The sequence below is a fragment of the Streptomyces sp. GbtcB6 genome (assembly GCF_019091475.1).
Taxonomy (GTDB): domain Bacteria; phylum Actinomycetota; class Actinomycetes; order Streptomycetales; family Streptomycetaceae; genus Streptomyces; species Streptomyces hyaluromycini.
In genome coordinates this window covers 1-372 of record NZ_JAGXJL010000215.1, presented here as the reverse complement: position 1 = coordinate 372, position 372 = coordinate 1, and the positions used below count along the sequence as shown (strand labels likewise).

General features: G+C 66.1%; 1 pseudogene. It reads right to left on the bottom strand.

Annotated features, from left to right (window positions below):
* Window positions 1–372, bottom strand: a pseudogene (locus tag KVT45_RS55215) (DNA-directed RNA polymerase subunit alpha); the annotation flags it as partial.

Sequence of the window (372 nt, the reverse complement as noted above, 5' to 3'; positions counted from 1 at the left end):
CGGGCCCATGTCGATGCCCTCGGCGTCGATGTTCAGCTCGCGGGCGAGACCGAACAGCTCGACCAGGGTCTTGCCCGCGGAGGCCATGGCGTCACGCGGACGCATCGCCTGCTTGGTCTCGACGTCGACGATCAGCTTGTCGAAGTCGGTGCGCTGCTCGACACGGGTCGCCTCGACCTTGTACGTGACCTTGAGCACCGGCGAGTAGATGGAGTCGACCGGGATACGGCCGATCTCCTGGCCCACCTGCTTGTTCTGCACGGCGGAGACATAACCGCGGCCACGCTCGACCGTCAGCTCCATCTCCAGCTTGCCCTTGCCGTTGAGCGTGGCGAGGACCAGATCGGGGTTGTGCACCTCGACACCGGCCGG